Here is a 21,978-nt window from a genome sequence, read left to right as displayed (position 1 = left end):
AAAAAATAGAGCGACCATACGCCGCCCTATCTTCGTATATATTAAGCGACTGCCACGTAGCCGCACTTCTTCATTACGTCCCATAGATTCGAGCCGAAGTCCACTTTAATTGTTGTTAGATTATTCGGTGCGCCTACCGTCATTTCTACGTTAGTAAAACGTTTAACGATTGGTCGCAACCCTTGCGAAGTCATTTCGTATGTTAGCTTGCGCATTCGCTTTTCGCTAATTACTTCGTGAATTTCATATTCGACCATGCTTTAAAACCCCCGTTATACTTGACGAATTGCTCCTCTAGTACCGTTTCGCCTAATCCGTTATCTAGTTGAATTACTAGTTTGCGTACGCCTTTATTAGCTTCGATTTCCGCCGCCTTGTTTTCGGCTACTACGCCGTACATGTACGCTTCGGTGATCGTCCCTTTTTCGTTATGGAATCGGTTTGCTTTGTTGCGAACTTTGATTCGCGTACCTACTAGCTCGATTTCCTTCTTCGTTTTAACCTTCGCATGTACGGGGCTGAAACGGTTCGGTCGCTCGTCGCTATCGATAATCATATTCGAAATATGAGCGCGTGGAATGCGTCGTGCTTCGATTTCTTGTAATTGCGATGCTAATACACCGATAGTCGCTTCTACGTCGTTCATCGCTCTATGTGCACCCTCTAACTTAACGCCTCGACGTTTTGCCGTAGGTTCTAGACTTGCCGACTCTCCCCAGTTTAGGAAACGTTCGATTGATCGTGTACATAAGAATGTTTCGGGCTTGATGCCGTATGTCGATAAGTACGCGCCGTCGAACGGAAGGTAGTGCGCAACTAACGTACTATTACCGATGAACCCTTGTAATACGATCATCATATGCAATTCAGTAACGCCATTTACTAGCATGTGATCGCGTAGATCTGTATTATCGATTAAGAATTGCGGCAATACTTTTCCACTCTCTAAACATACGTACATATGTAGGCGTCCTAGTTCTCGTTTTAAGTCCGTTCTGATTGCAGCAACCTCTACGACTTGTTCACTCATATAATCGAGTCCAGTCGTTTCGAAGTCGAATACCGTAAATACCTCTTTCGCAGGTGCATTCGCTAGTACGTTTTCATAATTGAATAATGTCGTCATTGTCCGTAACCTCCTTCGGCTTTTACTTCTTCCATAATGTCGCGCAATGTGTTATAGCTACTAAATTTATTGTGACCTTTTTCGCCCTCTAGCATTTCCATCGATACATTTTGATTTCCGCCCATGCGATTTTCTTTTACCCAGTGTAACGAAGTAGATCCGTTTACTACTACTTGTAGCGCCAATTCTTGCGGCGTCATTTCGACCAATACCGTATTTTTCTTTTTATCGTAGATTGCGTGCATATTACTTATCCCCTTTACGTGTATAGTATTTTTCGATATTAAACGATGCGGCTAACTCTATATTTTCGAGTCCTTCCGATCCTTCGATAACCGCATTCATGTACGTATAAATCGGTTTAGCTGATTGCATGATCGGTTTTCCATTCTTCGTATAGAATCGTACGACAAACGTTTCGTCGAGGTTTTCTTGTGCGATCAGATTTCGAATCGTCGCTACCTTCGGCGCTTCTTTCGTAACCTCGCCCCCTAACTTCTTACGACCGCGTGTCTCGCCTAGTACCATACCTTTCGCGAAGTTCCCCGCCATTGCTACCGCAGCGAATGCTCCGACTGATACAAAACTACCTTGACGCGCTAACTCTACAAAAACGAATACAGACCCCGCGCCTACGGCGATATCAATTACCGCATCTTTCTTCGTGTATGTTGTTTCTCTTCCTAAATAGTTAATTACTTTCTCTTTTACCTTTTTAATAGAGTCGAACATTTTAATTCCTCTTTTCAAATAAAATTTAAGGGCGATTTCCCTTACGCCTATATAAACGCAAGAAAGATCGCCCTTTCGGTTAACTCTATGAAACTTTCGGTATTTGTTTTTCGAAGTCCCAGTCGTCGGGATCGTATTCAGCACCCCAAACCGTTTCTATAACGGTATCTGATTTTAGCGGTAACGATAGTTCTACGGATTCCGTCATATACTTAGTAATCAGATCGCAGTTTTCTTTCGTTAGATCCTTCGCAGGTACTTCGACTTTAATTTCATCGTGAATACTTGCGTTAAAATACCAACCACGTTTAACGCACTCTTCGTATAATCCGATCATGTTAATCTTTAGGATATCCGCGCCCGTACCTTGAATTACACTATTGAACGAAGCCCGTTCCCAGTACGAAACCATATTGCGCATATCCGCGAGTGGTTTTATTAACTCTTCTAATTCGTCGAGACGTTCTTTTAAATGATCCGCCTTTGATTCCGCGTATTGCTTACGTACTCGCTTACGTTCAATATAGAAATCCATAAGTTTGCGCTCATTACGTTTTACTAGTTTCGAATGTTCAGCGAGATAAGGGAAGCGGCGCTTTCGTCCGTATAATGTCTCGCTATATCCGTGATCGTACGCGAATTTACGTTTGTCGCGAACCATTTGCATAAACGATGGAAACGCCGTATCGAACTTCTCGTAGAAGTCTAGACCAACCTCGCGCGACACGCTCATATTTGTACAGAAATTATCGACCTTCTGATCGTAAGATTTCGCTAGTACGCCCGTTTTCATTAGTGCGCGGGGTTGGAAAGATCCCGTAGGATCATACGCCTTGTCTACGCAATACTTTTCGTCTAACTTAAATACCATCATCGCCATTGTCGTATATAGATCCTTGCCCGCAGTAAAAATAGATCGTAGTGAATTATCACCGTATACCGTCCACATGATATGCGCCATGATTCGCGGTTCAATTTGCGATAAATCCGCAGCTAAATAAAACCAACCTTCACGCGGTTTAAATGCGCCACGTACTCGCTTTCCTTCGCGAGATCTAGCGGGAATGTTTTGTAGATTCGATCCTTTCGATACCTTATCGTCATTTTGTACGAGTTTCTTTACAACATCGATATAATTGCTATCGTTAACGTCGATAGGAAATGCCGCCATATTATCGTCTCCTTTTCGTTGGATATAAAAAGAACGCCCGAAGGCGTCCTATTCTTTATTTATCTAATCGTTGTTCTACTGGTGTAATAAGCTCTACTTCGGCGTAGCACCCTTTTTGTGTTGGGTTATTCGCTACTAGTACTACACGGAAAGCTAATCCGTTTTCGTTTTGCGCTTCGGCAACTTCCCCTACTTTAAAGTCTCCGCCCAGTGTATCTGTTACGCGAACAATATCGCCCGCTTTGATTTCGCCATAATAACGCCCTAACTTCTCGAACATCTTACGTGCTTTCGCTTCTTTCATGTCTTCTTTAGCCTTTTCGACTTCTGACGCTTCGGCTCTTCGTAAGTTGTATGCGTATTTGAACCCTAGCGCATTACCTTCTAGATCGTTAACTTCTACGCCGTCGCTATTCGTTACACCGCTAGATACAACTATCGTTCCCAATTCGATTTCGCCCGCGCCTTTATGCGTAACTACTAGGTATGAACCTTTCGATAAATCTAACTTTCTAGCTTCGTGCGCTTTGATTTCGTCTTTCGTTAGTACTTCGAAGTCGCCCGCATGTACTGTATATTCGAAGTTACCTTTTCCAGTTTTCGGATCATCTACGAAACCGCGAATTGCATCTTTACTACCTGCGCGCAATCTAGATACCTCGACTACTCTTCCGCTTGATAATGTGTGATCGCCGTACTTCGGCTTCGTTGCATCGCGTCCAGTGATTCGGATTAATGTACCCGCAGCGACCTTCGTAACTTTTACGATTGCTTTCGCTTGTTCGATTTCCTCTTTCGTTGGGAATTCGATTTCATAGAATCGTGCCCATTCGCTATCGACATAGCCTTCGCCTTTATCTAGCGGAGCAACTCGTACAGGTACTTCGCTATCATGTGGATCTTGACGAACTACTACGACTAGATCGCCCGTTTCGTATTTCGATCCGAATGCGTCGCCATTTTTAACCTTAACGATATCGCCTTTTACTAATGCGTTAGCTTTACGTTTATGCACCGCCTTTTCATGTGCTCGTACTTCTTCGTCCGTTAGCTTGCGCATATCATTTTCGAAGATGATCGCGCCTACACCGTTTTCTTTAACAACTCGTACTGGATAGAATCCATCGCGGTACTTATCGAATCTTACGATTTCACCCTTCGATAGTTCAGCGTCGGCATTCGCCGATACGATTTCTACTAGATCGCCGTGCTCGAATGCGGGTTTAATAGTTTCGATTACTTCGAATTTGTGTTTCATGAAATATGTGATATCGCGGTCGCGCTTTAGTGGTTCAGCAGCTACGCCCATTCCGTGTCCTAATAACGTACCTTCATCATTAAACCAAAATGTAAAGTTAGGATCTTCCGTATTGCGGATCTTGAACGTTTGTAATGCTTCGATTGCTTGCGCTCCTGTTACGATTGCACCGATTTTAATTTCATTTGCTTGTGTGTTATTCATAATTAATTACCTCTTTCAATTGTTTTGTTAAGGCTCTATGTCCTTACGCCTATATAAACGCACCACATTTTCGATTCGGGTTTCATCTATATAAAAAAAAGAAAGAGCGCATATAGCGCCCTATCTAAATTCGTCCAGTATGTCGATCGGTCTTCCGTTGTATGCCGCAGAACTATAGCGCCCCGTAGTCGTTCCGCCCGCATCAAACTTCGAATGAAAACGCCCGTCTACTTCCATTACTTGCGGGATTTTCAATACGAATGTATTTAATAACGTTTGGTATTCCGCCACCGTTGCGAGTGGTTTTAATGTCGGCTCGTCTTCGAAGTACATTTTCAGTACGTCCGCCGATGTCGATCGTTTCTTTCCTTTTTGGATCTTGTACGTACGATCCTTAATCCCTAGATGATCGTAGATTAAGTAACCGATATGATTTCCGTTAGTGAATTCGAAGGATTCGATCTTGTGCGGGTGATCGTCGTGCTTGATAACGTCCAGTAACGCAAGTCTTTCGCCTCTATGCTTTTGTTGTCTTGCGAGAATGTCCGCATAGCGTTTCGTATGAGTCTTGTTTTCATATTCAGCCTTCGACCTGTCCGCGCCTATCTTCGTTAATCGCTTGTCTAACGTATCGAGTTTCTTTTTATTCTTCGTACGCCATTCGATAATCTTCTTACTGTTATTCGTATACGCCATCGCCTCTAGAAATTCAGCGTCGATTCGATATGCGTCGTATACGGCTTGCGTAGCTTCTTCGGCTTTCCGTCTGAATTCATCTTCTAGTCCTCGCAGCTCGTCGAGATCTACGTGGAATCCTGATCGCATTAAATACGTATCAACTTGCGGCAACTTACTATCGACTAGTGCGTAACATTCTAGAAGTCGATCCGTTTTCTTCATTGTTTCGAATTGCCATTCGGTCAACTTCCAACTGTAGTAAACGTCGTATATTGCGTAGATCCCTACAATAGTCGTATTAAATGGTGCAGGTGATCGCGCACCGAATAGATCGTCGAACGTATAAACTTCGTTATGAATCCCTAAAAATCGACTTCCGTATCGCTGGATTAACGGTTTTAAACCGTATCGATCTAGTGATTCCGTCATGATTTTCATTGCGTCCAGTGAATCCCATATGCAGCCGTTAATTGTGTAGCCGTCATTTTCGGCAATATGTAAATCGTAACGAGCGCTTCCCATATGAAACGATTTCCCGTGATCTCCATTCGATAAGTACGGCGTAATTGCCGCGAGTGCTTTCGATCTTGTTAATTGCTGATCGCTATCTTTGTGCGCATATTCCGACGGGATCGACTCGTCTTCGATCTCGACGTGCCCATACGCTAGATAGTAACCTTCGTTTAATATCGGCAACCATATCGAAAAACCTATCGATAGATCTAGAAACGAATCGATTCCCGTACCCTCGAAATCGTTTGCGGTTAATGACTTTACGCCTAGCATTTCGAATCTATCTTTCCATTGCGCCATTTGTAATCGTACTTCTTCACGCAATCTATTAAGAAACGGCTCTAATTGACGATCTTCCGTTAATACGTGGAAATTTTTCGGATGATTGTCGAGTACGTCTCGTATGCGTTGCTTACGTATTGCGACTTCGTTCTGTCTTCGGAATACTTCGCCGATCGTACATGCTTCGCCCTTTGACATTTTGCCCTCTTTAATTCTTCCCGCCTTACCCGCGTTAATGGCTTCGATCGCGGCTTCGACTTGTGCGGCTTCTTTTTTCGTCAATGACATTTTAGAAATTCGTTGTAACGCTTCTTGAATTGTTTCGTTAGCGTCCGATACTTTCTTTTTGACTTCTTTCGATCGGCTTCGTTTAGCTTCGCTATTATCCGCCATCACTAAATTAATTTTTAAGTCCAGTTTCATACGACCAATCCTTTCGTATTTTAGATAAAAAGAAAGAGCGCATATAGCGCCCTATCTCTTAAAATCCTGTATCGCCCTTGCCTTCTTCTTTTTGCTCTTCCGTTTTCTCTTCGCCACCTAAGCCTAAACGAGCGATATCGAAACCGAATGCGCGTAGATCTTCGATTTGTTGCGCTTGATCGTTAATCGATAGCACTTCGCCAAACGCGTCCATAGGGAACTCGTAACCTTTCGACTCTTCGAATTTCTTTTGTTCAGCTTCCGTTAAATCTTCTTCGGGATCTAACAGTAATGAGAACGATACTTTCGTATCAGTTGATGCGCCTGTTTTCGTTAATTCGAACGGGAATTTATCGAGACGTTTCGCATATTTTTGCATAATAGCGACGATCCCTTTTCCTTGATTCGAAGTAAAGTCGGCGATAATCGGTTGCCCATCTTCTAAATTAACGAATCCGATCATGAATCGTTCTTTCGCTTTCATCTGATAAGCGCGATCTTTTAACTTCTTAACTTCGTCTTCCGATGCACCCGCGTCCGCAGCAGCTTTCGCATCATCGTATAACATGTTCGTAGCCTTATCGTAAAGATCTTCGATTCCCATAGGTTTCGTACATGGCGTCGTATTGAACGTTTTGTACACACCGTGTGCGTAATAATTAACTACCGCCATAGGTAATGCACGAACCTTAAACACCTTGCCGACTTTAACCTGTACGAGCATTTTCGATGTGTCCGTTTTTTCCGTTAATGCAGCTTCGACCGCTTCCGTTCCTTTAGATACGATAAATGACATAATATCAATCCCCTTTGTGAGTTATTGGCGTTTCGCCTTACGCTTATATAAACGCAATGCCGATCATGTAATCGGTCAAATGTCAATGCTAAATTTCACAAAAGAGAAGAGCGACTATATGCCGCCCTACTTCCCATAACCTTCGCTGAATATTGGTAGCAGCGATTGCATTTCGTTAATTTCATGCGATGGAATGACTTTGTCCGCTTGCGTCATTAATTCTTGCGATACATCGACCGCTAATTTCCAGTCGTCTACGCCGTGATCCTTAATCCCGTTGCGTTCTAAGATTCCGACGATAGATAGCGCGACTACCTTTTGTTCGATTGGCGTTAATTTGAAGTCTTGAATTTTCATTATTCGTTACCCCCTGTTTTTAAGAATGCTTTCGCTACATTTGCGAAGATGTCGTTAAGCGTATGACCGATATCCTCGTTAGATTGCTTGTCGTCGATGTCGTTACCTAGTCGCTCGAATTGTTCTTCTCTTCCTGACTTTTCCCACGCCTCGAAATCGATCTTATCTTCGTCCTTAATCTCGATATTGTCTTCGGACATAATAGCGAATAAAGCCCCAGTTAATGCGATTTGTTGTTTCCAATCTAGTTTTAATGTGATAGTTTCTTTCATGTTAATTCCCCCTATTTCGATTTATGAATTTATCTATTAGTACACTTGCCCCGTAACCTACTAACGCCGATAGACCGTAAATTATTACGATCCCGACGCATAGCCCTACGAATTCCAGTATTGTTAAATGTTCCGTACTCATATGAATAGTGCGATTCCTTTTGCGATCTTGCTACGTTCAACTTTCGCAGCAATTAGATTCGACTTCGCCTTTCGACGTAGCGACCTAGCGTGCCCAGTCGTATAGCCGTTTTTACCTAGTGCGTTATACATTTTCGTTTCTAGTTTGTATTCGCGATCCGTTCTATCGAATGTTTCTTGTAATCCCTTAATCTCGTAATCCATCGATTGCAACTTCGACATTAACATAGGTTTAATGATTTCCCGTAGATCGTCCGAAGCAATGTTACGACGATACGCCGTGATAACTACGTCTTCATTTTGATCTAATACGAAGCAATATCGACGATAAGCAAATAATCGATCGATTTTCCCATTATTATCCATGATTTCTCCTAAATATGTAGCAATTTTTATATATTCTCGCATATATTGACGAACCCTTTCGTCATTGATTCGACCCGCAGCCGTAATCATTTCGTCTTGTTGTAGTTCTACTCTCATTTCCATAATTGCGTGGTGTGTGAATTTAAGCGCTGAAACGTTCATTTGTTGTAATATCCTCCTTCATGTTTTTAAGAAATGTTCTTACAGAGCTGCGAGCACTATCGAATGAAATCGATAACTTGTCCGCTAGTTGTCTAGCAATATCCGCCTGTTTTATGTAACCCTTATCGCCCATGATGATCTCCATGATCGCCGTGCTGCGGTCGTCTTTTCCGTATTTATTAATTAATTCTTGTTCGCGTGCTTCCGCTAATACTTCGTCTTGTACGTTAGTATTCGGATCGATTTCGTGATACGTTTCGATATTTCCGTGCCTACCTTCCGCACCTTCTAGCATTTGATCGCGTGACTTTAGTGCTTTTCGTTTGTCGCCGCGTCTGCTGCAATGATCGCCTAATACGCGTTGGAATAGCATATGTACTCTCGAAATGAAATTACTTTTATCTATATCGTATGTTCTCGCCGCATAACGTAATTTGTTGTAGCAATCTGTAACGAACGATTCGTCGTTATTCATTAAATGCCAATGCTTCTCGCGAAGATTCTCGATATCTTTCGTAAAGTAAATGAATAATTCTTGTGCGTTATCGAAGTTGCCGCAATGATTAGCGAAAACTTGACTAGACTGAACCTTTTCGCCCGTACGTTCTTCGGCTACTACTAATTCGTCGCCCGCTGCTGCTGCTAATTCGTTTAAATCTGTGTTCATCTTGTCCGTAAAATTCGTTTTTAGCTTAATCATCGTTTTGCTTAAAGTAAGTTCGTTTCTCATAGTTAATAATCGACCTCTTTCAAATGTGTTTGTTATCGTGACGGGGACATAAACTTGCGTGTTTTTCGTTTTGGGTTAAATTTTTTTAAGTTTTTTTAAGAAAGTTTTTTCGTCAGATTTTCTATTCGTCAGACCTATTACGCAACTTGCGTAATTAAGAACGCACGTACGCCTCAACCCGCGCCGTTGACGCATTCTTTTACGCAACTTGCTAAATTTAGGCAAATAAAAAAGGCGAGTAACCCGACTAAATTAGTCAGGTACTCACCTAAAAAAATTAAGCAATATGCGAAAAAAGAGATAAAACAGAACAGCCGTTCTCTTTTCAACTCAAAAATCCTAATATATAATAAGTTTTGTAGAAGGTAATAGGAAATATATTCTACAATATTACAATATATGTCATATCTAAAAAATGGCAGAATTGTACTACTTGTTTTTGTGGTATAAAACAGGTACAATAAGGCATTGTCTCGCTTGTGGTGAGCGATACGATCTATATTAAGTTTTATAGTTTTTGGTTTAGGGGTGCGTTGTGGTGACGCTCCCTTAGTTCGTTTTGTGTAAAAATAAAGGTATAAGATGGTTAGTCATATACATAAAATAGAGATTGGTTAGACCTCTTTTCGCAAGTTGTGTAAAAGATGGTTAGTCTTTTGCCACACTTTTCTATTATATCAAAGTTTATCCATACTGTAAACGATATTCCGATATATATAGTCGGTTTATATTAACGTTGATATCACTATATTACAGGGGTGTTTTTAATGAAAGAAAATGCAGAAAAACCAACTAAAAAGAGAGCGCAAAAGAAGCCGCAAATTCATCCCGAATTTGTCGATATATCGCAAAAACTTCGACGCCAACGCGAGGCGAAAGGTCTTACATTAGTTGAGGCAAGTGAAAAGGTCGGAATCGGCTTCGTATTCCTAAGTGAAATCGAACGAGCTTTAAAAGCGCCATCTACCGCAGCCATTAGCGGCATTGCGAGAGTTTACGAAATGGACGAATGCGAAATAGCGATCGCCTATCGCAAAATACCGACTTCCGTACTAGATACTTTAACGAGACGTCAGGATATTTTAAGAATGATCTACGACGTGACAAACTGCGAAGTGCTTAACGATCAGCAGAAAGACGAGCTTTTTAACGATGTCGTAGCTTTATATCGAAGACATAGCGAGTAGTTGCCGCAAGTTATTTATATATAAGCATATTTGTTACAATCAATATAGTAACACGCGGGATTTACCGAAAATAGAGAACATGTGTTCTTTTTTAATGTATTAGTATAATATAGCAGAAAGCCGCAAACTAAGCTACATTAAATAGCGAAGTTTCCACGGCTTTTTTATTTTCGATTGCTTTTCGTAGTTGCTGCGGTGTCATATCGTTTAGATCCTTGCAGCCCTCGGGAAACTCAATCGTATATAGGCGGATCATTCCGAAACGCTTTAAAATCTGCGCTTTTAGCTTCTCGCCCGCCTCGTCATTATCCGATGCGATTATTAATTCTTCGATCGGACTTCGTTCGATTACCGATGTTTTTTCGTCAGTGATCGAAGACGTTCCCATAGCTACGCCCAAAATTCCCGTAACTTCATATGCGTATTCCGCATCGATTTCGGCTTCCGTTGCGATTGCGATCTTATGATTATCGCGATATGCAAGATCAATTCCGTATACTAGCTCACGCATAGGAATACCGCCGCCCGCATAAAAGAATAACTTCGAATCTGTACGTCGTTTCTTTAACGCTGCGAGTCGTCGGTTTGGCGTTACATATGGAAATGTTACGAGGTTTTTCGCTTCGTCGTAACCGTTATTATAGTATTTTTGTGTTTCGTATGAGATCCCACGACCTAGTAGATATTCGCTTGTGATCGCTAAACTATCGAGTAATGACATACATAACCCTCTCTCTTTCGTTTTCATTTTTAAACGTGATAGATCGATTTCTAGCTTCGATTCGCCGTCCCAGTCTGACGCATATTCGGAAAGTAAATACTCTACAATTTCCTCTTCGCTGCAATTCTCTAAAAATGCGAGTAGCTGCGTAAAATGCCCTTTTTGGAATTGACCGCCTCCGCTATCGCCCCACGACCCTGCAAATGCCGTCGCAGTATCTTCGAAGTAAACGTAAAATGACGGTGACGAATCCGCACGGAAAGGAGAACAAGCGATCAGCCTGTCCGCCCTCCACTTCGGACGATCCCACGAATATTTTTGTATTTCCTTCTCGACATCTACATCGATCCCTCTTCCGTGTACTTTAATGATCGCCATATGTGCGCCCCCTAATTCAGATCGATATTAAACGTTTCTTGTATCGTACCTTCGGGTACATAGATATGTTTCGCGGTATCGAAGAATGGTGCGACTAGTACATTCGCCCACGTCGATTTATATACGACTTCCGTACGCTCGATACGTGGTTTTGATCCATCTTTGATGTATCGTAATTCATCTACGTAATCCGCTCGCTCCATATCGATTCCATATCCTTCGCCCTTTTTATATGCATACTTGTACGTTAATTCGCCGTCTACATATCCCGAACCTAAGAACATTCGACCTTTCGTTTGTTGTCCGTCACCTAATGCGACTAATTCCGTTACATCGCGTTTCGTTACCATTTCGACATTTTTATCGATAGTGAAGAATAGACCAAAGAATATTACGAGCGCAGTACCTATGATTCCCGACATGACGAGAAACCCTTTTATACCGTTGTTGCATAATTCTTCGATGATAAATCCTACGATAAGTCCTATTAATATCGATATTCCTAACATAATCATATTATCGCCCCCTACCAATCATCCTTTAATGCTTCCGCTGCGACTGTTCCCGTAGGCATTTGCGCAATAACGCCGTAACCTGCTAGGTATAATAAGTTAACTTCGACCCCTTCGCCGCCGTTTCTTCCTTTACCCAGTTTTATAACGCCTTCGCCGTCGAGCGTATCGATCCCGAATGTGTTCGTCGCATCTTCGAGAACCTGCTTCGTTTTCTTGATCTCGTCCCTATGCGGCGGTCGCAAGATCCGCGTATCGTTATCCTTGTCGTTCTCATCTTTCGTTTCTTCTGCTTGCGTAATTACCATAAGAACAACTTTCGTTCGACCTGCTAAATGTCGTAGGTGCATCGATAGGGCTGCGAAGTTACCGCCATTTACGCCGCTATCATTCTTCGGTGTATGCATGTAGTAGAACGGATCTACTAGAACAACGTCCGCATTACTGTTTATAATGTCTTTCTCTAATGCCTTTACACTACGGTCAGTGAAATTTTCGCAATCTACGCCGCGAATAACTAGATTTCCCGCAATGTGATCGTTAATGTTTTTTAAGAAGTTCTCGAAATGCGCCATATGTTCGTCGCTGATCGTACCCATTAATAACTCTTTTGTATCGAATCCCACGCCGTACTCAACGCCTTTAAACTTCGTATTGAACATCTTTTTCGTCGCTGCTACTATCGAGTAGATACGTACGAGTACTTCATATTTCGCCATTTCTAACGCCCATACTAAAACGTTAGCGCCTTCCATCGCCATATGTACGCATTCTGCTAGAGTAGTAGCCGATTTCCCTCGACCTGATCGTCCATAGAACGTATACATATTCCCCGTAAAGTAGCCGCCAATCGCTTCGTTAATGTCGTGGAATTTCGATAGCCATATCTTGAAAGATTCGCCTTGTTGTCTGCGTCGCAGCTCGTACAAGAAATCTTCCGTATCCATCTTCGCGTCTACGCCAATCTTTCCGCCGATCGAGTTCATATCGAGAACGTTTTTAACCTTTTCGCCCAACCATTGACCGTATGCGATCCCTTCACTATCGGGCATTTCTCCGAATTTCTTCGATGCCTCTCCCTGCAATAATTGCAAGAATCCGTATTTTGCGTTCGTACCTTTTAGATCATTTACTAAGTAATCGTATGTGTCGCCTACGTTCGGCTCGTAATTGAATTCTAGTATTTCCTCTACTACCGTATCGAATGGCGGCGCTTGATTCTGATTCTTTTCCGCATAATCCTTAATGAATCGTAATACTTCTCGCTCTTCGTGCGTTCGGAAGTGATTCGATCGAAGATTGTAGCGTACTATCGCTTGCGGATCGTTCGTTTGAATGATCTTACTTAATAGCTTTTCGCCTGTCCTTGACATTAATAACGCCCTCGCTTCCCGCATTTATGCGCTATAAATTTTCGTGAGTTTTCTTTTACTTCCTTTTCGAAGTCCTCTTCGTCATATTTAACGAATCCTGCTGCGGCTAATTGCTTACACGCTTCGGCTGCTTATTTCGCATCTTGTCGGCACATTCCTAGCGACCATTGCGTCTGTTTTATTGCCGCCTCTAAATCGTGAAGTCGTAATGTACTCGCTGCAATATTTACGATATATTTTTGTCTCATTTTCGTTTACCTCGCTTACTTGTTCCCGTGAACGTTAGTTCTCGCGTCATATCTCGAATACGATCGGGAAGCCTCGGATCTTTATACAACGTCGCTAGATCTTTTAGCGGAACATTGCTCGTATATACCGTCGGTAATTCTTCGACATTGCGGTGATTTATCAATGCGTGTAGATCCATTCGGAATGCTTCCGTAACATCCTCTCTAACGCCGATGTCGTCCATTACAAGAAACGGAACTTCTTTCGCTATTTTCGCCCTTCGGTAGTACTCTTCCGCAGCAGGTTCGGCAACGTGGCGCGGTACGTTTGATCTTGCGAATTGCGTATACAACGTATGCCATTCGTTCGCATCGAAGAAATATGCGGGCTGATGTAATGGGCGTAATCCACGTTTTAACGATCCTACATAATGGCGCAGAATGAATTCGTTTAGAATGGCGCTAGCGGTCGTTGTCTTGCCGTTTCCAGTGTTAGGGCTATAAAGGTATAACCCCATTATCTGATCGCTCTTTTCGAACGTTTCCCACTGTCTAACGAATGTTTTAACGTAACGATCGATCGCCATATAGATCTTCGGTTCGCTTTCGCGTACTTTCGTATCTGAAATTAATTCATTACGATATTGCTTCGGTACATTCGCTGCGTGCACTCGTCCGCCGTTTCCGCTATATCCGTGAATTGCTACGATATGCGGCAATGCTTCGGTGTCTGAAATGCCGTCGTGAAGCACATTGCGTAATATGCCTTTATTCATCGTTCTGCGCCTCCCTAGTTAGTCGCAATACCTTTGCTCTACACTTATCGCCCGCTAGCTGCGGTAATTTGCGCTTTAAAGGACGTAGTAGCGTTAATATAGAATCGTCCGAAGTAATTCGATATTCGTCCGCATACTTTTCGATCTTCTTTTTCGTGTCCCAGTAGAGATTAAATGCTTCTTCGTACTCTCTGTACTCTTCCGTATATGGATCGATATGTCTCGTCATGTTTCCGCCTCCTAGTAACCGTAGTACATTTGTTTTAGAACTTTGCAGCGCAATTCATAACGCTGCTGCATTCGTTTATGTTGTAAAGCGCGATAGAAATAAAACTCACTACCGTAACGATCGTAGAAATTCATATTCGTAATTCTCATGGGCTTGTGGTACACTGCTTTTCGTCTTGCTTCGATCATTCTTTCGAACATGTTAATTCCTCCTTAGAACGTCAGATCGTCGAGATTCTCTTCTAACGCATTTTGAATGTCTTCGGTACGTTTGATACTCGTTTGTACTTGCGGCATTACCTGCGCTAACATATACGTTCTCATAAACCAAAACGTACAAATCTTGTATTGAGACGTGCCGTTATAATCTTTTAAACATTTATCGATAAACATCTTCGTTTCTAATCGTCCGTATTTCTTATACACCTGATTGATAAGGATCATATCCATTTTTACAGTTGTCTTCGTAATGTAATCGATCCCCCGTACAATGCGGTGCTGATCGCACAGATAGTTAAAGAACGTTGTTGCATTCCAATTATCGATATTTCGTTCTTTCCAATTCTTCGCATGTGGTAACTTTTGCTTCGCCATACTATCGCCTCTCTTTCGTTTATCATCGGTTATATAAACGCAATAGATTTTATATATAGGCTGCGTATTATTTAATGCGTATCTTTACGCATTAATATATTTATATATAATAGCTATCTTTTAAAAGAGTAGTTATAGTTAGTGTGACGAAATACTCACGTGACAGAAACGTCACACGGGGCGCTATTCGTCCCCCTCGATACTTTCCGTAAATATCCGATATGCGTACGTCGGATTCACGCAATAAACTAGATTCGTAAACTGATTCCCATTAACTCGCTTACGTTCGACCGTTACGAGTGGATCGCCCTTCCAACGAAAATCGAGTAGCTCTTTTATGCGACGACTCACCGTTTCCCTACGAATCCCTAAATTTCGCGCTAGTTGATCCTGCGAAGGATAGCAATACCCGTCACGATCCATGTACGTTGCTAGCACGCTATACGTCGTCCATAACTTCGCACCCATTTCCGCTATTAATCCATTACGAGCACCTACGAAAAACTTTACGTAAACCTCGCCGTTTTGTACTTCATCATCGCGCAATACTATCGCCTCCTTACGTTCAGACATTTATATAAACGCGAAGAAACGACAAAAAAGACGACACCTTCGCGGTATCGACTATCGTCAATTTTATATTAAATTATAGATCGAAATCTTTTATCGAATCATTAGCCTTCGGCACTTCTTTCGGTGCTTGTTCGCTAGGTTGTGCGAATAGTCCCGTTTGCATATTCGAAACCATTTGATCGATAGCCGCCTTTTTCGCATTCTCGATTCTAACGTAAATCTTCATTGCTTCTATTAAATGGTACTGCGTCGGCTTCCCTTCGAGAAAATCGTTTATCATCTTTTCGTCGGGTTTGGACGAATCCGCCTTGAAAGAATGCTGCTTGATAGTCATTCGTAAACCCCCTCGTTAAACCGCTGCTTTTACGTCTTGAACCATCGCATATTTAGCGTAGCCCTTCGCGTTTGCCGTTTGTGCGCCTTGTTCTGCTTTCGTGTTAACGCCTGTTAAGTACGGTTTAATGTATTCGTGTAATGCTAGTAAGCTACCACCCGTGAATAGTACTACGTCGTAGTCTTTTAATACATAGCCTAAATTATCTACACGCTGCATTACAGTACGTGCGGTATATTCTAGCGCTTGTTCCATAATATCTTTAATTTCGTATGACTTGCCGCCCGTCTCGATTATTACTTTCGATAAGACTTCCTTGTCGGTAAATTCGTCTTTAGTGTATTCACGTTCAGCGCTTCGTAACAAGCTATCCATATGCAAGAATGACATGATACCTCTAGCGCCCTGTTTCGTAAGTTCATCCTTAATAATGCGGTTTGCTTCCATCATTCCGACTTGTACGCCATCGTAACGTATTGTACGTAGTCCCTTCGCTTCGCATACGTCAGTAGTACCGAACCCGATATCAATTACTAATTTACGCGCATCTTTTTCCCATTCCATACCTTTGCGGATCTTTAAATTATAGTCGTAGATACGATTCACTACCGATCCGATCGGCTGCATAGGTGTATAAACGCGAACTACTTCAAATGTCTTTTCTATATCGTTAATTTTAACCGTATGTTTTCCGATCAAATTTCGTTTTACCTTTTCGTGATTCTCTTCGTTTTTATAATCTTCGCTAGGAAGTCCCGTGCCGATAACCACTTCGTCGCCGTCCTTAACTAGCTGCGCTACCGCTAGGATCGTTTCTGTGCGATATCCCGCACTAGAATAGCGATCATCATTTCTTGCGCTGCTGCTTGCGCTCTCTTCTTCACCGATAACGTATCGTACGCCTTCGTATGTATAAACCGTTAGCCCCGTTGTATCTTCGAATGATTCTACTCTTCGTGATGTGTTCAAATAACATAAATCTTCGTTTACTGATGCAACTTTTACGAACGAATTCGCAGCCTCTACACCGATATAATCTACCGCCATGTGTATAACCCCCACCAAATTAATGTAGTTAACTATCGTTAACTACATTATACTACACCCGACATCGTAGTGCAATATAGTTAACGGTAGTATTTCATATAATTTTCGATACTCCGCTACACAATATCGACAAAAGTGTAGCGTAATGTATGTATTACTAGTTAATACGGTAGATCGTCGTTATTAAAATCATTTAAACCTGTATGTACGCTATCATAAACGTTAGTCATTACGAAGGTAGGTCGCTCAATCTTCGCGTTTTTTAATATACTTGCATACTCGTTGTTAAATAAGTCTAGTTCTTCGTCAGGATCAACGATAGGCGCTTCGATCATTGTTAAGCGATCCTTAAACATTTCTAACGCAGTAGTATAAATATAGCCGCCTAGTGTCGTATGTATATCGCCGTTACGATGTTTAATTACGCAATCTCTAATACGTGTACTTAGTTCCGCAGCAAACAGATCGTCTTGCGTGCATAGCTCTTGTAGTGTCCACTCTGTTTTTTGAGATAGTCCGCTTTTCTTGAATGCTATCACGATATCTTTTGTTAGTTTGTTACCTAAATCATTTTCTAAACCTGCGTATGCAGTTCGTAAACATTGCGGCGTATCTGCAAAAAGCTGCGTTTCAACTAGATCTATATCTTTAACTAGATTAGTATTATTATTCTTTTCGAAGTCTTTTAATGTTTTATTATTTAAGATTTTAATAAGGGTTTTAACTGGGGTTTTAGAAAGAGTTTCACTTTCGGGATTCGGCTGATCGTCCCTACTCTCGCAAGGGATTTCGCTAGGTTGGCACTCTGCAATTGATCCTGCAACTGACTCTGCAACTGATCCTGCAATCTCGCTAGAAACTACGTAAACATTTGCGCCCAATCCGCCCGATTTCTTGCGGCGAGTCTCTACTTTATATAAGATTCCTAGATCTTCTAATTTCTTAGTTGCGTAGTTAATTGTACGAAGTGATTTGCCGACTGCATCCGCAATAGTTTGTACGAGTAATTTCGCTACGCCTACGACTTTAACGGCATGTTGTGCGATGAAGTCTAGAACTTCCATTTGCGTATAGCTTAACTCTTCTGCGTGGTAACTTTTAGCAATTGCGATCGTCTCGTCCATTACTTCGATAGAATCAAACTGCGATAAATTAGCGTATTCACTCATGTAGTGTTTGTTTGTAGATGTATTCGTCATTATAAAGATCTCCTTTTTATAACAACGCCTCTTTACCTACGGGGATATGTGTAGTATAATCGTGGTAGGTTTCGTGCTGCCGTTGGCGCGGCATTACGAAAAAACGTTTGTTATATCCTTTTATTTTTGTAGAGTACGTCATTACTCTTTTTGTTTTTTGTTTTAAAATTGAATTTAAGGCTTTATCTTTACCGCTAGCGACTGCAATCGTTGGCGGTTTTTTCTTTGCCTAAAACCAGAATACACCGATATCGCCGTATTGTCAATAAAAAGTTGCACCGTCGGGAATCTCGTCGAAATATTGTCACGCTGCGTAGTTTGCGCCCTGCAACGACCCTGCAATTACGACATACAATTGACGTGTTTTTCGCAATAAAAAAGAGCGATCGCCGTTGATCGCCCTACATCGTTGCTACTATTGCTTTCGAGAATAACACAACTGCGTAATACATAAATCCTAGACATACCGCCACTTTTAGTGACCACCTGAACATTTCAATTGTATGATTTTTCATTTCTCTTTCCTTCTTCCTTTTGTAATTTCATATACTGCGTTTCCGACTACTAATATCGAGAATTTTCCTATTAATATGTCGACAATCATCGAGTACCTTCTTTCGCCGTTTTTCGTTACATTCGTATTTGTTAATTTAATGTTAAAGTGATATCTTAGAAATGTCAACGGTTATTTTACGTAAGTTGCGTAATAATTTCACGTACCCCATTCGTAGTATTTTAAAAGACAAAACGAAACGCCCTAGAGCTCCGTCAGTTGGGCGCAACGTTGTCGCAGTTTTTGGAGATAGATGTTTTATGAAGAAAAGAATAAGCCTCGTAAGGATCGCCACAACCCTTACGCCTATATAAACGCTATCCTAGTTCTCTATCGGTTAAATCTCGTTCTAGTTTCGTAATCTGCTCGTATTGCCACCGCTCGCCCGATCCTAAGAACGTTACATTTTCCGCAGGTTTATCGCCGAAGCCCGTTCCGATAGATGCGTTATTAATTACACCTAGCGCAATAAGTCCAGTAGTTAACCAATCCGCTAACGTTACGATACTGTCCGCAACTTCTTGCGTCGAAATATATCCGTATGCGAGTCCTTGCTTAACGAGAAACGCTACTAAGGCTAGTAACGTTCCCTTATTAAGTAGGCGCAGTTTTAGTTTTCGAAAGAATACCTTATTCCCGATTTTCTTTAACATTATTCTACGACCTCCCAGTTATCCGCGAATTCCTTGATCATAGTAGCCTTCCACGGTACACGACCGAAGCGAGATTCTACGTATAGATACGGCGCAGTCATTTTACTATTATCGTCGGGATATTGCGCCCGTACTACGACGTCGGCGCTCCATTGCGGCAAACGCATTCCCTTTAGATTCTGCTTAACTTCTTCTAACGCATATCCGTAATTCATATGATCGCCTCTTTCTCTATTAGTCTTGTACGAATCTGATGTACGACGGATCGTATTTAACCCACTGATCGCCGCCTAAATTCAGCCAGTCGCCTTCCTTGCCCCATACTTTATAGTTTTCGGGCTTATTCAGCTTGCGAATAAATTCGCCGTTTACGTTAGGTGCTTTACGTAGATTTACGTTAGTACCTAAGATGTACGCAACGCCCGTTACGGGTTTCTGCGTAGGTGGTTGCCCGTTTAGCTTTAAAGTAGTATACGAAGGATCTGCGTACACCCACTCGTCGCCGCCTACACACGCCCAACCGTCTTTCGTAGCCCATACGATATAGTCGCCCTTCTCGATCGGGCGCTTTACAGGGTAGTTAGTTCCCGCACCTGTTCGGATTCGTAAGCCTTCGCCGCTGATCGTAATAATGCCGATTCCGTTAGATCCGCCGCCCGTCGTTGGTGGTTGTGTGCTGCCGCCAGTAGATCCGCTACCTTTATACGGCTTTCCTAAGTACGTACAGATCGCTGTTGCGTATGCTTGCGCTAGCTTGCGTAGCACTTCGTCTTTGCGGATATGTGCCATATCTGACGCATTACTAATAAAGCCGTTTTCTGTTAGAACTGCGGGCATATGCGTTTCGCGTAATACTGCTAGGTTTGACGTTCTGATCCCACGATCTCGGAATCCTAAAGGCGCTAACACCTTCATACCTTCCGCATGGATCAGATCTTGCAGGTGATTCGTATTCTTATCATTACGATTAAGTACGAATGTCTCGTACCCTAGTGCGCTCGGATTTTCTGCCGAATTAAGATGATTCGAAATAAACACTTTAGCGCCTCGATCATTCGCCATTTTAGCTCGACCCGATAACGTTACGAATACGTCAGTCGTACGAGTCATGTACGTGCTTACGCCGCTTGCTCGTAGCTCTTCGTTTAGCATGTGCGATAGTTTTAACGCTCGCTCTTTCTCTAATAATCCATTTCCTACTGCGCCGCTATCGTGCGCCCCGTGCCCTGCATCGATTACTACTTCTACGTTTGTCATTTAAACGCCCCCTGATTTAATTTTTATAGAACGTGTAGTGCCGTCGCCCTACGCCTATATAAACGCGGCACTTCCTCGATTTAGATCGGTAATGCGAGTTTTATTCCAACTAGACCGCCCAGTACCGTTAAGATCGCTATGATAATTACTACGAACCACTTAACGAGCTGCATTTGATTCGTCATAAATACGTCTTGTTTCTTATCGAAGTTATCGATCTTTTCGCCCTGCTTAACGCTAGACTTCGTTAACTCGATCAGTAGAGCGTTTATTTCGTCCATACGTCTTTCTAGTACGGCGATCTTTTTATGCGCTTCTTCCGTCTCCTGCTGCGTCTCATAGGTGATTGATCGTAGCTTTGCGATCTCTCTTTCTAGTTGCTGCTGCTTATAGATAACGTCCGCTAGCGTCATTTCCCTTTCGTGTATCGTCATACTCACGCCCCCCCCTTTTTTCGCATCTTGCTAAATTAGTAGATAAGAAAAAGAGCGGTAATATACCGCCCTCTCTCGTTATGCTACGGGTGCGTCGACTACTTCGGTATCGCCCGTGGGTTCTAACATGTTACGGAACTGATCGACTTGATTTTCTAGATTAATCTTATCGGCTGCTAGCGCTTGTACTTGCTCACGAAGTACGGCGATAGTAACATGCGCTTCGCCTAGCTGCTTTCCTAGATCGCTACGAATCGCACTTTCATCGACATTTACTTGTACTTGTGTACTAGACATTACGCGTCACCTCTACGATCATAGCGTCGTCTTTCGGATCTTCTTTCGGTACGGGCTTGTTTGCGTCGTACTCGTCTTTTGGCGCAGGTTTGTTAATGTCGTCTTCGTCCTCGTCCCAACCCTTGCCCGTTAAACTTTTATAGCAACGTTCGCAGAATTCGAAGGATCCTATTTTCTTCGTATTCGCATTAACATTACACATATTACAACGTCGTGTAGTCGTTCTTACTAGTACGCCGTCACTAGTCCCCAGTACTTCTACTTGCGTCCCTGCGTCAATTCCCGCAATCTTGTATACGTGATCGGGAATCGACACTGTTCCACTTTCGTCCATATCTACTAGGAAACCTAAAAACGGTCGTCCTTTGATCGGTTGTTCTGCTTTTTGGTTTTTAGTTTCGTTCATAATACTATCGTCTCCCCA

At 42.3% G+C, this 21,978-nt stretch carries 30 protein-coding genes; 1 reads left to right on the top strand and 29 read right to left on the bottom strand.

Features of this window, described 5'->3' with window-relative positions; all coding sequences use genetic code 11:
* Positions 1-41: 41 nt before the first annotated feature.
* The 12 genes from MKX31_RS28160 to MKX31_RS28105 form a co-directional block, all read right to left on the bottom strand.
* Entirely contained in the window at positions 42-257 is a 216-nt protein-coding gene (locus MKX31_RS28160; protein ID WP_340981848.1) for a hypothetical protein, read from the bottom strand.
* Positions 230-1,126: a 3'-5' exonuclease gene (locus MKX31_RS28155; RefSeq protein ID WP_340981847.1), complete on the bottom strand. Its 897-nt coding sequence runs from the start codon at positions 1,124-1,126 to the stop codon at positions 230-232. Before MKX31_RS28155 ends, MKX31_RS28160 begins: the two co-directional genes overlap by 28 nt.
* Positions 1,123-1,371 (bottom strand): hypothetical protein, encoded by a 249-nt coding sequence (locus tag MKX31_RS28150; protein WP_340981846.1) that lies wholly within the window; start codon positions 1,369-1,371, stop codon positions 1,123-1,125. The genes MKX31_RS28155 and MKX31_RS28150 overlap by 4 nt, the downstream gene beginning before the upstream one ends.
* Position 1,372: 1 nt before the next feature.
* Complete coding sequence (locus tag MKX31_RS28145; protein WP_340981845.1) at positions 1,373-1,858, bottom strand: hypothetical protein; 486 nt, start codon at positions 1,856-1,858, stop codon at positions 1,373-1,375.
* 85 nt (positions 1,859-1,943) lie between these two features.
* Positions 1,944-3,029 (bottom strand): DNA polymerase, encoded by a 1,086-nt coding sequence (locus MKX31_RS28140; RefSeq protein ID WP_340981844.1) that lies wholly within the window; start codon positions 3,027-3,029, stop codon positions 1,944-1,946.
* Between the two features lie 55 nt (positions 3,030-3,084).
* Complete coding sequence (locus MKX31_RS28135) at positions 3,085-4,491, bottom strand: hypothetical protein (protein WP_340981842.1); 1,407 nt, start codon at positions 4,489-4,491, stop codon at positions 3,085-3,087.
* Positions 4,492-4,611: 120 nt separating this feature from the next.
* A complete protein-coding gene (locus MKX31_RS28130; RefSeq protein WP_340981841.1) occupies positions 4,612-6,387 on the bottom strand; it encodes a DNA polymerase in 1,776 nt (591 codons plus the stop codon).
* 58 nt (positions 6,388-6,445) lie between these two features.
* Positions 6,446-7,183 (bottom strand): hypothetical protein, encoded by a 738-nt coding sequence (locus MKX31_RS28125; RefSeq protein WP_340981840.1) that lies wholly within the window; start codon positions 7,181-7,183, stop codon positions 6,446-6,448.
* A gap of 126 nt (positions 7,184-7,309) precedes the next feature.
* Positions 7,310-7,540 (bottom strand): hypothetical protein, encoded by a 231-nt coding sequence (locus MKX31_RS28120; RefSeq protein ID WP_340981839.1) that lies wholly within the window; start codon positions 7,538-7,540, stop codon positions 7,310-7,312.
* Positions 7,540-7,812 carry a hypothetical protein gene (locus tag MKX31_RS28115; RefSeq protein ID WP_327896735.1) on the bottom strand — a complete coding sequence of 91 codons (273 nt, stop codon included), beginning with the start codon at positions 7,810-7,812 and terminating at the stop codon, positions 7,540-7,542. The genes MKX31_RS28120 and MKX31_RS28115 overlap by 1 nt, the downstream gene beginning before the upstream one ends.
* Before the next feature lie 138 nt (positions 7,813-7,950).
* The gene (locus tag MKX31_RS28110; protein WP_340981838.1) at positions 7,951-8,481 is read right to left on the bottom strand and encodes a hypothetical protein; all 531 of its coding nucleotides are present in this window, start codon (positions 8,479-8,481) and stop codon (positions 7,951-7,953) included.
* Positions 8,462-9,211 (bottom strand): hypothetical protein, encoded by a 750-nt coding sequence (locus MKX31_RS28105; protein WP_340981837.1) that lies wholly within the window; start codon positions 9,209-9,211, stop codon positions 8,462-8,464. Before MKX31_RS28105 ends, MKX31_RS28110 begins: the two co-directional genes overlap by 20 nt.
* Positions 9,212-9,978: 767 nt before the next feature.
* On the opposite strand from MKX31_RS28105, the gene MKX31_RS28100 reads away from it, so the two are divergent.
* Positions 9,979-10,398, top strand: coding sequence for a helix-turn-helix domain-containing protein (locus MKX31_RS28100; RefSeq protein ID WP_340981836.1), 420 nt, complete (start codon positions 9,979-9,981; stop codon positions 10,396-10,398).
* 127 nt (positions 10,399-10,525) lie between these two features.
* Here MKX31_RS28100 and MKX31_RS28095 read toward each other — a convergent pair whose 3' ends face one another.
* From MKX31_RS28095 to MKX31_RS28015, 17 genes are all read right to left on the bottom strand, one after another.
* Positions 10,526-11,497 carry a toprim domain-containing protein gene (locus tag MKX31_RS28095; protein WP_340981835.1) on the bottom strand — a complete coding sequence of 324 codons (972 nt, stop codon included), beginning with the start codon at positions 11,495-11,497 and terminating at the stop codon, positions 10,526-10,528.
* An 11-nt stretch (positions 11,498-11,508) separates the two neighbouring features.
* Positions 11,509-12,012, bottom strand: a complete 504-nt coding sequence (locus MKX31_RS28090) for a hypothetical protein (RefSeq protein ID WP_340981833.1) — start codon at positions 12,010-12,012, stop codon at positions 11,509-11,511.
* Positions 12,013-12,023: 11 nt separating this feature from the next.
* On the bottom strand, positions 12,024-13,382 hold the full coding sequence (locus tag MKX31_RS28085; protein WP_340981832.1) for a DnaB-like helicase C-terminal domain-containing protein: 1,359 nt from the start codon (positions 13,380-13,382) through the stop codon (positions 12,024-12,026).
* Positions 13,383-13,626: 244 nt separating this feature from the next.
* The gene (locus tag MKX31_RS28080; protein WP_340981831.1) at positions 13,627-14,385 is read right to left on the bottom strand and encodes a DNA replication protein; all 759 of its coding nucleotides are present in this window, start codon (positions 14,383-14,385) and stop codon (positions 13,627-13,629) included.
* Complete coding sequence (locus tag MKX31_RS28075) at positions 14,378-14,614, bottom strand: hypothetical protein (RefSeq protein ID WP_340981830.1); 237 nt, start codon at positions 14,612-14,614, stop codon at positions 14,378-14,380. The genes MKX31_RS28080 and MKX31_RS28075 overlap by 8 nt, the downstream gene beginning before the upstream one ends.
* Positions 14,615-14,625: 11 nt before the next feature.
* Complete coding sequence (locus tag MKX31_RS28070; protein WP_340981829.1) at positions 14,626-14,814, bottom strand: hypothetical protein; 189 nt, start codon at positions 14,812-14,814, stop codon at positions 14,626-14,628.
* Positions 14,815-14,826: 12 nt separating this feature from the next.
* The gene (locus MKX31_RS28065; RefSeq protein ID WP_340981828.1) at positions 14,827-15,207 is read right to left on the bottom strand and encodes a hypothetical protein; all 381 of its coding nucleotides are present in this window, start codon (positions 15,205-15,207) and stop codon (positions 14,827-14,829) included.
* Between the two features lie 183 nt (positions 15,208-15,390).
* A complete protein-coding gene (locus MKX31_RS28060; RefSeq protein ID WP_340981827.1) occupies positions 15,391-15,753 on the bottom strand; it encodes a helix-turn-helix domain-containing protein in 363 nt (120 codons plus the stop codon).
* Positions 15,754-15,853: 100 nt separating this feature from the next.
* Positions 15,854-16,114: a hypothetical protein gene (locus tag MKX31_RS28055; RefSeq protein WP_340981826.1), complete on the bottom strand. Its 261-nt coding sequence runs from the start codon at positions 16,112-16,114 to the stop codon at positions 15,854-15,856.
* 15 nt (positions 16,115-16,129) lie between these two features.
* Entirely contained in the window at positions 16,130-17,161 is a 1,032-nt protein-coding gene (locus MKX31_RS28050) for a ParM/StbA family protein (RefSeq protein ID WP_340981825.1), read from the bottom strand.
* A gap of 161 nt (positions 17,162-17,322) precedes the next feature.
* A complete protein-coding gene (locus MKX31_RS28045; protein WP_340981824.1) occupies positions 17,323-18,360 on the bottom strand; it encodes a helix-turn-helix domain-containing protein in 1,038 nt (345 codons plus the stop codon).
* 870 nt (positions 18,361-19,230) lie between these two features.
* Positions 19,231-19,566, bottom strand: coding sequence for a hypothetical protein (locus MKX31_RS28040; RefSeq protein ID WP_340981823.1), 336 nt, complete (start codon positions 19,564-19,566; stop codon positions 19,231-19,233).
* A complete protein-coding gene (locus MKX31_RS28035; RefSeq protein ID WP_340981822.1) occupies positions 19,566-19,781 on the bottom strand; it encodes a Thoeris anti-defense Tad2 family protein in 216 nt (71 codons plus the stop codon). Before MKX31_RS28035 ends, MKX31_RS28040 begins: the two co-directional genes overlap by 1 nt.
* Positions 19,782-19,800: 19 nt before the next feature.
* On the bottom strand, positions 19,801-20,823 hold the full coding sequence (locus MKX31_RS28030; RefSeq protein WP_340981820.1) for an N-acetylmuramoyl-L-alanine amidase: 1,023 nt from the start codon (positions 20,821-20,823) through the stop codon (positions 19,801-19,803).
* A gap of 80 nt (positions 20,824-20,903) precedes the next feature.
* The gene (locus tag MKX31_RS28025; protein WP_327896757.1) at positions 20,904-21,257 is read right to left on the bottom strand and encodes a hypothetical protein; all 354 of its coding nucleotides are present in this window, start codon (positions 21,255-21,257) and stop codon (positions 20,904-20,906) included.
* Positions 21,258-21,335: 78 nt separating this feature from the next.
* On the bottom strand, positions 21,336-21,554 hold the full coding sequence (locus tag MKX31_RS28020; RefSeq protein WP_340981817.1) for a hypothetical protein: 219 nt from the start codon (positions 21,552-21,554) through the stop codon (positions 21,336-21,338).
* Positions 21,547-21,960: a hypothetical protein gene (locus MKX31_RS28015; protein WP_340981816.1), complete on the bottom strand. Its 414-nt coding sequence runs from the start codon at positions 21,958-21,960 to the stop codon at positions 21,547-21,549. The genes MKX31_RS28020 and MKX31_RS28015 overlap by 8 nt, the downstream gene beginning before the upstream one ends.
* Positions 21,961-21,978 lie beyond the last annotated feature (18 nt).

This window comes from Bacillus sp. FSL M8-0063, assembly GCF_038005545.1.
GTDB lineage: Bacteria > Bacillota > Bacilli > Bacillales > Bacillaceae_G > Bacillus_A > Bacillus_A wiedmannii.
Note: the sequence above shows the minus strand (reverse complement) of the source record. Positions and strands in the feature narration are given on the sequence as shown.

Coding starts and splice junctions, on each gene's coding strand:
- MKX31_RS28140 (WP_340981844.1), bottom strand. CDS start 3,029: ATGGCGGCATTTCCTATCGACGTTAACGATAGCAATTATATCGATGTT.
- MKX31_RS28125 (WP_340981840.1), bottom strand. CDS start 7,183: ATGTCATTTATCGTATCTAAAGGAACGGAAGCGGTCGAAGCTGCATTA.
- MKX31_RS28070 (WP_340981829.1), bottom strand. CDS start 14,814: ATGTTCGAAAGAATGATCGAAGCAAGACGAAAAGCAGTGTACCACAAG.
- MKX31_RS28115 (WP_327896735.1), bottom strand. CDS start 7,812: ATGAAAGAAACTATCACATTAAAACTAGATTGGAAACAACAAATCGCA.
- MKX31_RS28110 (WP_340981838.1), bottom strand. CDS start 8,481: ATGAACGTTTCAGCGCTTAAATTCACACACCACGCAATTATGGAAATG.
- MKX31_RS28135 (WP_340981842.1), bottom strand. CDS start 4,491: ATGAATAACACACAAGCAAATGAAATTAAAATCGGTGCAATCGTAACA.
- MKX31_RS28145 (WP_340981845.1), bottom strand. CDS start 1,858: ATGTTCGACTCTATTAAAAAGGTAAAAGAGAAAGTAATTAACTATTTA.
- MKX31_RS28120 (WP_340981839.1), bottom strand. CDS start 7,540: ATGAAAATTCAAGACTTCAAATTAACGCCAATCGAACAAAAGGTAGTC.
- MKX31_RS28045 (WP_340981824.1), bottom strand. CDS start 18,360: ATGACGAATACATCTACAAACAAACACTACATGAGTGAATACGCTAAT.
- MKX31_RS28025 (WP_327896757.1), bottom strand. CDS start 21,257: ATGACGATACACGAAAGGGAAATGACGCTAGCGGACGTTATCTATAAG.
- MKX31_RS28095 (WP_340981835.1), bottom strand. CDS start 11,497: ATGGCGATCATTAAAGTACACGGAAGAGGGATCGATGTAGATGTCGAG.
- MKX31_RS28080 (WP_340981831.1), bottom strand. CDS start 14,385: ATGAATAAAGGCATATTACGCAATGTGCTTCACGACGGCATTTCAGAC.
- MKX31_RS28065 (WP_340981828.1), bottom strand. CDS start 15,207: ATGGCGAAGCAAAAGTTACCACATGCGAAGAATTGGAAAGAACGAAAT.
- MKX31_RS28130 (WP_340981841.1), bottom strand. CDS start 6,387: ATGAAACTGGACTTAAAAATTAATTTAGTGATGGCGGATAATAGCGAA.
- MKX31_RS28050 (WP_340981825.1), bottom strand. CDS start 17,161: ATGGCGGTAGATTATATCGGTGTAGAGGCTGCGAATTCGTTCGTAAAA.
- MKX31_RS28105 (WP_340981837.1), bottom strand. CDS start 9,211: ATGAGAAACGAACTTACTTTAAGCAAAACGATGATTAAGCTAAAAACG.
- MKX31_RS28155 (WP_340981847.1), bottom strand. CDS start 1,126: ATGACGACATTATTCAATTATGAAAACGTACTAGCGAATGCACCTGCG.
- MKX31_RS28040 (WP_340981823.1), bottom strand. CDS start 19,566: ATGTTAAAGAAAATCGGGAATAAGGTATTCTTTCGAAAACTAAAACTG.
- MKX31_RS28015 (WP_340981816.1), bottom strand. CDS start 21,960: ATGAACGAAACTAAAAACCAAAAAGCAGAACAACCGATCAAAGGACGA.
- MKX31_RS28030 (WP_340981820.1), bottom strand. CDS start 20,823: ATGACAAACGTAGAAGTAGTAATCGATGCAGGGCACGGGGCGCACGAT.
- MKX31_RS28035 (WP_340981822.1), bottom strand. CDS start 19,781: ATGAATTACGGATATGCGTTAGAAGAAGTTAAGCAGAATCTAAAGGGA.
- MKX31_RS28075 (WP_340981830.1), bottom strand. CDS start 14,614: ATGACGAGACATATCGATCCATATACGGAAGAGTACAGAGAGTACGAA.
- MKX31_RS28055 (WP_340981826.1), bottom strand. CDS start 16,114: ATGACTATCAAGCAGCATTCTTTCAAGGCGGATTCGTCCAAACCCGAC.
- MKX31_RS28150 (WP_340981846.1), bottom strand. CDS start 1,371: ATGCACGCAATCTACGATAAAAAGAAAAATACGGTATTGGTCGAAATG.
- MKX31_RS28100 (WP_340981836.1), top strand. CDS start 9,979: ATGAAAGAAAATGCAGAAAAACCAACTAAAAAGAGAGCGCAAAAGAAG.
- MKX31_RS28160 (WP_340981848.1), bottom strand. CDS start 257: ATGGTCGAATATGAAATTCACGAAGTAATTAGCGAAAAGCGAATGCGC.
- MKX31_RS28020 (WP_340981817.1), bottom strand. CDS start 21,554: ATGTCTAGTACACAAGTACAAGTAAATGTCGATGAAAGTGCGATTCGT.
- MKX31_RS28085 (WP_340981832.1), bottom strand. CDS start 13,382: ATGTCAAGGACAGGCGAAAAGCTATTAAGTAAGATCATTCAAACGAAC.
- MKX31_RS28090 (WP_340981833.1), bottom strand. CDS start 12,012: ATGATTATGTTAGGAATATCGATATTAATAGGACTTATCGTAGGATTT.